The organism is Variovorax sp. P1_H12_2, assembly GCF_056405335.1.
Genome location: NZ_JBFUCI010000252.1, coordinates 1 through 9,383, shown reverse-complemented (window position 1 = coordinate 9,383; position 9,383 = coordinate 1). Strand labels below are relative to the sequence as shown.

Here is a 9,383-nt window from a genome sequence, read left to right as displayed (position 1 = left end):
CCCCTGGGCCATGCGGTCCAGCCGATCCCGGCCGCGCGTATCGCCGCGGCCACCGCGGCGCCGCTGCCGGCGCGCGGCCCCCCACGCTCCTGAGCTTGCTTCAGACCTGATGCACGAGGYGCCCTGGCGGGTGCTTCGCTGCGCTTTTCCAGCAATGCATCGGCACCGGATGAGGTGCCGAGGGGATTCTTCCAATGAACAAGACCATGCTGTCGCTCGCTTTGAGCGCTGCATTCCCATGGTGGGCCCTTCCCGCCGCGGCACAGGACTCGCAGAGCGCGCGCCCGGCCGACGAGGCCCCCGAGCGCACGCGCTCGCTCGGCGTCGTCACCGTGACCGGCGGCCAGCCGACCTCGCTGCCGACCCAGATTCCGACGACCATCGAAGGGGTGACGCGCGAGGAGATCGAGACCCGCATCAACGCCACCGACAGCGAGGACGCGCTCAAGTACCTGCCCAGCCTGCTGGTGCGCAAGCGCTACATCGGGGACTACAACCACGCGATCCTGTCCACCCGCGCCTCCGGCACCGGCAACAGCGCGCGCTCGGCGGTCTATGCCGACGGCATCCTGTTGTCGAACTACCTCGGCAACGGCATCGCCAACGGCACCAACTACGCGCCGCGCTGGGGCCTGGTGACGCCCGAGGAGATCGAGCGCGTCGACGTGATGTACGGCCCCTTTTCCGCCGCCTACCCGGGCAACTCGGCCGGCGCGGTGGTCGACTACGTGACGCGCATGCCCTCGCAGCTCGAGGCGCACGTCAAGATGGGCTACCAGTCGCAGCCGAACGACCTGTACAACACCCACAAGACCTTCAACAGCTGGCAGACCAGCGCCTCGCTCKGCAGCCGCAGCGGCGACTGGGCATGGTTCATCGACGTGAGCCGGGGCGACAGCCAGAGCCAGCCGCTGACCTTCACGACCGCGACGCTGGCTTCGGGCACGCCCGGGCGCGCCGGCACCCCCGTGGTCGGCTTCGTGCCGGGCCTCAACACCACCAACACGCCCTGGTACATCCTGGGCTCCGGCACCCAGTACCACGCCGTCCAGGACCACGCGAAGCTCAAGCTGGCCTACGACTTCTCGCCCACGGTGACCGCCACCTACACGCTGGGCTGGTGGCAGAACAGTTCGGAGGGCCGGCCCGAGAGCTACCTGAGCAATGCCGCCGGGCAGTCGGTCTACAGCGGACCGATCAACATCCTCGGGCGCAGCTTCACGCTGGCTCCGACCGCCTTTCCGCTCACCAACGACGCGCAGACGCACTACATGCACGGCCTCTCGGTCAAGAGCAATACCCAGGGCGAATGGGACTGGGAGGTCGCCGCCAGCCTCTACGACTATTCGACGGACCAGCAGCGCGCACCCACGGTGGCGCTGCCGCTGGCGGCCTTCGGCGGCGCCGGGACCCTGCAGGACCAGGGCGGCGCCACGGGCTGGAACACGCTCGCAGCCAAGGGGACCTGGCGGCCGCAGGGGATCGCCGGGGCGCACATCGTCGACTTCGGTGTCGGGCGCGATGCCTACAAGCTCGGCATCCTGAAGTCCAACGCGATCGGCAATTGGATCACCGGGCCCTCGGGCACGCGGGTCAGCGATGTGGGCGGCAACACCGAGACCGTCGCCGCATGGGCACAGGACAGCTGGTCGTTCGCTCCGCAATGGAAGGCCGTGCTGGGCCTTCGCCTGGAAGACTGGCAAGCCAGCAACGGCTTCACCTCCACCGCGACGAACACCTTGACCTACGCGTCGCGCAGCGAATCGGATGCATCCCCGAAGGCCGCGCTGGCCTACCAGCTGACGAAGGACACGGTGCTCAAGGGCTCGCTGGGCCGTGCCGTGCGTTATCCGACCGTGGGCGAGTTGTACGGCGCGACCACCGGCGGCGCGCTCTCCTTCATCAACGACCCGTTCCTCAAGCCGGAGAAGTCCTGGACCAGCGAACTCACGGCCGAGAAAGACCTCGGCAACGGCCTGGCCCGCGCCACGCTGTTCCACGAGACCACGCAGGACGCGCTCTACAACCAGCTCATCCCGAACACCAGCATCTCGCGTGTGCAGAACACCGAGAAGGTCCGCACCACCGGCGTCGAGCTGTCCTACAGCGGGCAGGACGTATGGATGCGCGGGCTCGACATGGGCGCGAGCCTCACCTATGCCAACTCGAAGATCGTGGAGAACCCGCTGTTCCCGGCCAGCGTGGGCAAATGGCAGCCCCGGGTCCCGCAGTGGCGCTCCACGGTCTACGCCACCTACAAGCCCGACGCCCACTGGGCCTTCACGGCGGCAGCGCGCTACAGCGGCCGGCAGTACTCGACGCTCGACAACAGCGACGTCAACGGCTTTGCCTATTTCGGCGCCAGCAAGTACTTCACGGTCGACCTGCGCGTGCGCTATCAGATCGACCGGCAGTGGTCGGCCGCCTTCGGAATCGACAATGCGAACAACTACCAGTACTGGAACTTCCACCCCTACCCGCAGCGCACCTACAGCGCCGAGCTGCGCTTCGACCTTTGACCCCCGACCCAAGGAGACTTCGATGACCGTTCCCTTCGCCACCCGATCGCTCGCCGCCTGCGCGGCCCTCTTCAGCGCGGCCGCCCTGGCCCACGTCAGCCTGCCCGCCGGCGGTGCCGCCGCCGGCAGCGAGTACGACGCCGCCTTCCGCGTCGGCCATGCCTGCACCGACGCCAAGACGACCACCGGCCTGCAGGTCCAGCTGCCCCAAGGCTTCACGCTGGTCCAGGCGCAGCCGCGCACCGGCTGGACGCTCACCGCCACGCCGCGCGAGGTGACCTGGAAAGCCGACTCCGCACAAACCGCCCTGCCCGGCGCCGAGCGCGCCGAGTTCATCGTGCGCGGCAAGCTGACCGACACGCCCGGCCCGCTCTACTTCAAGGTGCTGCAGAGCTGCGATGTCGGCAGCGCCGACTGGGCCCAGCTGCCGGTGGCCGGCTCGAGCGCGAAGCTGGCCCTGCCCGCAGCCCGCCTCGACGTACTGCCGGCGGGGGTCGCGGCGGTCGATGTGCGGGATGCCTGGGTGCGCCAGACCGTGCCCGGCCAGAGCGGCACCGGCGCCTTCATGAAGCTCACCGCGCCCTCGGGCGCCCGGCTGGTGGGCATCTCCACGCCGGTCGCCGGCGTGGCCGAGGTGCACGAGATGAAGATGGAAGGCGACACGATGAGAATGCGCGAGGTCCCGGGCGGCCTCGCGCTGCCGGCACGGGAGACCGTCGAACTCAAGCCGAGCGGCCTGCATGTGATGCTGATGGACCTGAAGCAACCGATCGCCAAGGGCGACACCATCCCGCTCACCTTGCGTTTCGAGGACGCCAAGGGCGCCAAGAGTTCGCTCAAGGTGGACGTCCCGGTCGGCGCGCCAGCCGGCAGCGCAGCCGAATCGCACGGCCACACGCACAACTGACCGGTTCAGGCGAAGCCCCGCACCTCCGCGACCAGCGCGGCCAGCCGAGCCACATCCGGCACCACCAGCGCCTTGCCGTCCTTGGCGAGCAGCCCTTCGCGGCGCAGCGCGTTGAGCTCCCGCGTCACCTGTTCGCGGTTGGTGCCGATCCGGCTGGCCAGGTCGGCATGGGTCGGCGCCGGCTCCAGCCGCCCCCTGTTGTCGATGACGCCAGCCAGCCGCGCCAGTCGCAGCAGTTCGGCGTGCACGCGGTTCTGCACCCCGAGCGTGCTCAGGTCGATGACCCGCTCCGACAACTGCCGCACCAGCGCCGCCAGGCCGCGCATCACGCGCTCGGCGACCACCGGCTCGTCGCGCAGCAGGCCCAGGAATGCACCCCGGTCCAGGTGGGCGACCACGGTGGGCGTGAGCGTGACGACGTCGGCCGATCGCGGCTGRCCGTCGATGGCGGCGATGTCGCCGAAATGCTCGCCCTCCTGCGGGTCACGAAAAGTGACCTGCCGGCCGTTGGCCGAGTACGAGGTCACGCGCAGTGCGCCGGAGACGAGGAAGTAGACATCGCTGTTGCGCTCCGAGCGCAGCAGCACCGGCGTCCCGGCCGGCAGGCTCTTCCAGTGGCAGTGCTGCGCGAGCCGGTCCAGCCGCTCGGCCGACAGTCCTTCCAGCAGCGCGATCTGCTGCAAGCCGAGACTGGATCGTTGGAGCGTCATGGCAGACCTCCCCGGAGTGTCGGATCGATTGCGAAAAGCCGTGCGCAAACGCACAGCGTGACAGGCTCCGGATCGCCACAGTTGCGTCCTGTGATGACCGCGATGTCCGTGGCCGCACATCCAAGCCTTCAGGAGATTTCATCATGAATGCCAAGCAACTTCTCGGTGTCTGCGCATTCGCACTGGCCAGCGCCACGGCCTTTGCCCAGACCGTCCCCGCCGAGCAGTGGGTCGGCACGCCGATCGCCACCGCGGGCAGCGCCTCCAGCCGCTCGGCCGTGACGGCCGACTACGCGGCCAGCCGGTCGATGGCCAGCGCGCCGTCGGAGTTGCGCGTCGGCCCCGCCGACACGGCGCCGGGCGCGATGAGCCGGGCCGAAGTCAGCGCCGACCTGAGCCTCTGGATCAAGTCCGGCATGAGCCAGGTCGCCAACCAGGAGAGTTACGACCCGTCGAGCGGGGCGTACCGCGCGCAACTGGCGGCTTACCAGCGCATGCGCAACGGCCCGGAATTCGTGGCCGAGGTGCAGCGCCGCAAGGGCGCCAGCACACCGATGGCCACCACCGCGAAGTACGGCTCGGGAGCCGAAGAGAACTGAGCCTGCGCGCTCGTTTTGGCGTCTCGTCTCGCGTCCGCCGCCGTCAATGAGCGGCGGCGACGCGCCGTTCGGCGATGCGCTTGGCAACGCGCGGGAGGATCATCACGGCCAGCACGATGATCACCAGAACGATCGACATCGGGCGCTGGAAGAACACCGCCGCACTGCCCTCGCCGATCGACATCGCGTTGCGCAGCTGCGCTTCGGCCAGCGGGCCGAGGATCATGCCGACCACCACCGGGGCGGTCGGAAAATCGAAGCGCCGCATGATGACGCCCAGCACGCCGATGGCGTAGAGCAGCACCAGGTCGAAGGCGCTCTGGCGCATGCCGTAGGCACCCACCGTCGCGAAGATCAGGATGCCCGCATAGAGCTGGGGCTTCGGGATCTTGAGCAGCTTGACCCACAGGCCCACCATCGGCAGGTTCAGCACGAGCAGCATCACGTTGCCGATGTAGAGCGACGCGATCAGTGCCCACACCAGCGCGGCCGAGGTCGTGAACAGTTGCGGTCCGGGCTGGATGCCGTAGTTCTGGAAGGCCCCCAACAGGATCGCCGTGGTGTTCGAGGTCGGGATGCCCAGCGTGAGCAGCGGAATCAGCGCGGCGGTCACGGTCGCGTTGTTGGCGGCCTCGGGGCCGGCCACGCCCTCGATCGCACCCGTGGTGCCGAACTCGGCCTTGGCGTCCGCGTCCTTGGCCAGCTTCTTCTCGGTGGCGTAGCTCAGGAAGGTCGGAATCTCGGTGCCGCCGGCCGGGATGCAGCCGAACGGCGTGCCGATGGCGGTGCCGCGCAGCCAGGCCGGGATCGAGCGTTTCCAATCGCGCGCCGTCATGTGGACGCGGCTCAGCTTGTTCTGGGCCTCGACCACCTTGCCCTCGTAGAGCACCGCATACAGCACCTCGGCCACCGCGAAGAGGCCCACCGCGACCAGCACGATCTCGATGCCGTCGAGCAGCTCGGGGATGCCGCCGGTGTAGCGGCCCTGCCCCGAGATCTGGTCGAGACCGATGCAGCCGGCCGCCAGGCCGATGAACAGCGCCGTCATGCCGCGCAGGGTGCTCTTGCCGAGCACCGCGCTGACCGTGGTGAAGGCCAGCAGCATGAGCAGGAAGTACTCGGGCGGGCCCAGCTTGACCGCGAAATCGGCGACGAAGGGCGCGAACAGCGTGACGATCACGGTGGCGATGGTGCCGGCCACGAAGGAGCCGATCGCAGCCGTCGCGAGCGCCGCGCCCGCGCGCCCGCTCTTGGCCATCTTGTTGCCCTCCATCGCGGTCACCATGCTGGCGGTCTCGCCGGGCGTGTTGAGCAGGATGGAGGTGGTCGAGCCGCCGTACATGGCGCCGTAGTAGATGCCCGAGAAGAAGATCATCGAGGCCGTGACGTCGACCTTGCCGGTGATCGGCAGCAGCATCGCGACCGCCACCGCCGGGCCGATGCCGGGCAGCACGCCGACCGCCGTGCCCAGGGCGCAGCCCACCAGGCACCAGAGAAGGTTCGCGGGCGTGATCGCCAGCGCGAAACCGTGCATCAATGCGTTGAAGATTTCCATGTCAGGCCTCCCGCCGGGCCGCCCCAAGGGAGGCCTGCGCCCCCTYGGGGGGCAGCGAATACACGAAGTGATGAGCGTGGGGGTTTGTCATGTCAGAGCCACCCGGTGCTGGTGAGACCCGGCAGATTGATCGCCAGGAACTGCGTGAACATCCAGAACACCGGCGCCGCGATCAGCAAGCCGGTCACGAGGTCGATGAGCCAGGTGCGCGGCGCATTGACGCCGCCCTGCCCGCTGGCGCGGCGCAGGCCCTGCACCGCAAGCACGTAGCACAGCGTGCAGCTCAGGATGAAGCCGATCGAGGTAATCAAGGCGGCGTTCAACAGGAGGCCCGCCGACACCCACGCGAAACCTGCCCAGTACGAGCGGACCGCGCCCGAGGGCGCGTCCATGTCGCGAAAGCCGCCGGTGCGCGCCTCCCAGATGATCCAGCCGCCGCACACCGTCAATGCGATCGAGACCAGCCAGGGCAGGAAATTGGGCCCGACGCCGCCGTAGCCGGCCTCGGAGGAAATGCCGATGGCGCCGAAGGCGAGGGCCAGGCCGGTGACGAGCACACCGACGCCGACCAGCGTCTGCGGCCAGATCGCCGGCGGTTCGGACGGGGACGCGTGCAATACGTGCGCGCTCAAAAGGGGGTCAATGTTGGACATTGTTCTGGACCTCGCGTGTCAATGAAAAAAGGAGCACGCCGCCCCGTACTTCGAGCAAGCGCGCTTGATCAGGCCTGCGCCGGGCCGCCAGCGCGGCGAAGTCCGCGCTTCGCGTGGACCGGCGGCCTGCGACTTCCCCCTCGGGGGGCAGCGAGTACACGAAGTGACGGAGCGTGGGGGCTCGTCAGACCATGCCGGACTTGACCATGGTGGCGCGCAGGCTCGCGAACTCGTCGTCGACGAACTTGGCGAAGGCCTCGCCGGACAGCACCGCAGGCGTCCAGTCGTTCTTCTTCAGGGCTTCGCCCCAGGCCGGCGTCTTGAGCGCCGCCAGCACCATGTCGGTCAGTGCCTTGCGCTGCTCGGGCGTGATCCCGGGCGCGCCATAGACGCCGCGCCAGTTGCCGATCTCGACGTCGATGCCCTGCTCCTTGAGCGTCGGCACGTTGATGCCCGGCAGGCGCTGCGCCGAGGTGACCGCGATCGCGCGCATCTTGCCGGCGTTGATGTATTCGGCGAACTCGCTGAAGCCGCTGCCGCCGACCGTGACGTTGCCGCCCAGGATCGCCGCCGTGGCCTCGCCGCCGCCCCGGAACGCGACGTAGTTGATCTTGGACGGATCGACGCCGACCTTCGACGCGATCATCGCGGCCGCGATGTGCTCGGTGGAGCCGCGCGAGCCGCCGCCCCACTTGACGCTGCCCGGGTCCTTCTTGAGTTGCTCGATCACGTCCTTCATGGTCTTGAGCGGCGAACTCGCGGGCAGCACGAAGACGTTGTACTCGCTCGTGATGCGGGCGATCGGCGTGGCCTGCGACAGGCTCACCGGCGGCTTGCCGGTGATGATGCCGCCGAGCATCACGGCGCCCATGATCATCATCGCGTTCGGGTCACCCTTGGAGCCGTTGACGAACTGGGCCAGGCCCAGCGCGCCGGCCGCGCCGCCCTTGTTGTCGTAGGTCACCGTGTCCGCCAGCTTGCCGTCGGTCAGCGCCTTGCCCAGCGCCCGCCCGGTGGTGTCCCAGCCGCCGCCCGGATTGGCGGGGATCATCATCTTGACGTTGGCGGCGGCCCAGGCCGACAACGGCAGGGCTCCGGTGGCGGCCAGGGCGGCCAGTGACTTCAGGAAGGTATCGCGACGCATGCATGTCTCCTTGGATGTATGGGCAAGCTGAGAGGAAGCTGACGCCGCTATGATGCGCCGCCCCGCTGTCAGTTGGCTGTCCGCAGCACTGGGGTAAACACCGAAAATCGCGGAATGAAGCTGCTGCTAATCGAAGACGATCCGTCGATGCAAACCACCCTGCAGCGCACGCTCGGACGCCGCCAGATCGACGTGCGCATCTGCGGCGACGGCGCCCGCGCGCTGGCGCAATGGCAGGAACTCGAGCCCGACGTGGTCGCGCTCGACCTGAGCCTGCCCGGGCTCGACGGCCTGCAGGTGCTGGCCCAGGCCCGCGCGGCCGGCCTGCGCACGCCGGTGCTGCTGCTGACCGCCCGCGGCACCGTGGGCGACCGCATCGTCGGCCTGAACGCCGGGGCCGACGACTACCTGCCCAAGCCCTTCGACCTCGACGAGCTCGAAGCCCGCATCCGGGCCCTGAACCGCCGCCACCAGGGCGCCGGCGCCGACTCGCCGGCGCGCCTGCCGGAAGTCGGCGGCCTGCGCTACGAACCCGACAGCGGCGCGATCTACCATCGCGCCGAGGTGCTCGAACTCACGCCGCGAGAGCTGGCGCTGCTCAAGGCGCTGATGGTCAAGCCGGGCCACGCGGTCAGCAAGGAGCGCCTGTTCGAGCTGGTGTTTCCGGGCGAGGCGGACGTGCAGTACGAAGCGGTCGAAGTCGTGGTGTATCGCCTGCGCAAGAAGCTGGCCGCCACCGGCGCCACCCTGATGACGCTGCGCGGGCTGGGCTACCTGCTGCGCGAAGAGACATGATGCGGGCGGCCTCGCTGCGCGCCAGGCTGCTGCTGGGCATCCTGGCGCCGATCGCGCTGTTCATCGTGATCAACAGCGTGAGCCTCTATCGCCAGAGCCTGGCGGCCGCGACCACCGCCTACGACCGCACCCTGCTGGCCTCCGCCAAGACCATCGGTGAGCAGCTCGACGTCGAAGGCTACGACCAGGCCGCCTCGCTGCGGGCCATCGTGCCCTACTCCGCGCTCGAGGCCTTCGAAGCCGACAACCAGAGCCGCATGTACTACCGCGTCTCCGGGCTCGACGGCCAGATGGTCTCGGGCTTCGCGGAACTGCCGTTCTGGCGCGGCAAGCTGCCCGACCGGCCGCCCTACGCGGCGCTGGTCGATTTCTACGACGCCGAGTTTCGCAGCATGCCGGTGCGCGTGGCGGTGCTGCTGCAGCCGGTCGCCAGCGCCCGCGGGCGCGGCATGGCCGTGGTGCAGGTGGCCGAGACGCTGGAGCTGCGCGAGACCCTGGCGC

The 9,383-nt window shown here is 69.1% G+C and carries 9 protein-coding genes; 5 read left to right on the top strand and 4 right to left on the bottom strand.

Annotation, left to right across the window (positions count from 1 at the left end):
• The first annotated feature begins 194 nt into the window (after positions 1 to 194).
• Entirely contained in the window at positions 195 to 2,519 is a 2,325-nt protein-coding gene (locus AC1D2K_RS22330) for a TonB-dependent receptor (protein WP_478091066.1), read from the top strand.
• 22 nt (positions 2,520 to 2,541) lie between these two features.
• On the top strand, positions 2,542 to 3,426 hold the full coding sequence (locus AC1D2K_RS22325; protein ID WP_478091064.1) for a copper chaperone PCu(A)C domain-containing protein: 885 nt from the start codon (positions 2,542 to 2,544) through the stop codon (positions 3,424 to 3,426).
• 5 nt (positions 3,427 to 3,431) lie between these two features.
• Here the strand turns inward: AC1D2K_RS22325 and AC1D2K_RS22320 are convergent, their stop codons facing one another.
• Complete coding sequence (locus AC1D2K_RS22320) at positions 3,432 to 4,136, bottom strand: Crp/Fnr family transcriptional regulator (RefSeq protein WP_478091063.1); 705 nt, start codon at positions 4,134 to 4,136, stop codon at positions 3,432 to 3,434.
• Positions 4,137 to 4,279: 143 nt separating this feature from the next.
• On the opposite strand from AC1D2K_RS22320, the gene AC1D2K_RS22315 reads away from it, so the two are divergent.
• On the top strand, positions 4,280 to 4,735 hold the full coding sequence (locus tag AC1D2K_RS22315; RefSeq protein WP_478091062.1) for a hypothetical protein: 456 nt from the start codon (positions 4,280 to 4,282) through the stop codon (positions 4,733 to 4,735).
• A gap of 43 nt (positions 4,736 to 4,778) precedes the next feature.
• Here the strand turns inward: AC1D2K_RS22315 and AC1D2K_RS22310 are convergent, their stop codons facing one another.
• The 3 genes from AC1D2K_RS22310 to AC1D2K_RS22300 all read right to left on the bottom strand — a co-directional run bounded on the left by AC1D2K_RS22310 (position 4,779) and on the right by AC1D2K_RS22300 (position 8,087).
• Positions 4,779 to 6,290, bottom strand: coding sequence for a tripartite tricarboxylate transporter permease (locus AC1D2K_RS22310; RefSeq protein ID WP_478091060.1), 1,512 nt, complete (start codon positions 6,288 to 6,290; stop codon positions 4,779 to 4,781).
• Between the two features lie 92 nt (positions 6,291 to 6,382).
• Entirely contained in the window at positions 6,383 to 6,943 is a 561-nt protein-coding gene (locus AC1D2K_RS22305) for a tripartite tricarboxylate transporter TctB family protein (protein ID WP_478091059.1), read from the bottom strand.
• 184 nt (positions 6,944 to 7,127) lie between these two features.
• Positions 7,128 to 8,087, bottom strand: coding sequence for a Bug family tripartite tricarboxylate transporter substrate binding protein (locus AC1D2K_RS22300; protein ID WP_478091057.1), 960 nt, complete (start codon positions 8,085 to 8,087; stop codon positions 7,128 to 7,130).
• Positions 8,088 to 8,201: 114 nt separating this feature from the next.
• On the opposite strand from AC1D2K_RS22300, the gene AC1D2K_RS22295 reads away from it, so the two are divergent.
• Both AC1D2K_RS22295 and AC1D2K_RS22290 read left to right on the top strand, forming a co-directional pair.
• On the top strand, positions 8,202 to 8,882 hold the full coding sequence (locus AC1D2K_RS22295) for a response regulator (protein WP_478091055.1): 681 nt from the start codon (positions 8,202 to 8,204) through the stop codon (positions 8,880 to 8,882).
• Positions 8,879 to 9,383: sensor histidine kinase N-terminal domain-containing protein (locus AC1D2K_RS22290; RefSeq protein ID WP_478091054.1), on the top strand; the 505-nt coding region annotated here is incomplete at its 3' end. The genes AC1D2K_RS22295 and AC1D2K_RS22290, both read left to right, overlap by 4 nt.

What these genes read in the sequence shown, in the direction of transcription:
- AC1D2K_RS22310 (WP_478091060.1), bottom strand. Translation starts at nt 6,290, where the DNA reads ATGGAAATCTTCAACGCATTGATGCACGGTTTCGCGCTGGCGATCACG.
- AC1D2K_RS22315 (WP_478091062.1), top strand. Translation starts at nt 4,280, where the DNA reads ATGAATGCCAAGCAACTTCTCGGTGTCTGCGCATTCGCACTGGCCAGC.
- AC1D2K_RS22325 (WP_478091064.1), top strand. Translation starts at nt 2,542, where the DNA reads ATGACCGTTCCCTTCGCCACCCGATCGCTCGCCGCCTGCGCGGCCCTC.
- AC1D2K_RS22300 (WP_478091057.1), bottom strand. Translation starts at nt 8,087, where the DNA reads ATGCGTCGCGATACCTTCCTGAAGTCACTGGCCGCCCTGGCCGCCACC.
- AC1D2K_RS22295 (WP_478091055.1), top strand. Translation starts at nt 8,202, where the DNA reads ATGAAGCTGCTGCTAATCGAAGACGATCCGTCGATGCAAACCACCCTG.
- AC1D2K_RS22305 (WP_478091059.1), bottom strand. Translation starts at nt 6,943, where the DNA reads ATGTCCAACATTGACCCCCTTTTGAGCGCGCACGTATTGCACGCGTCC.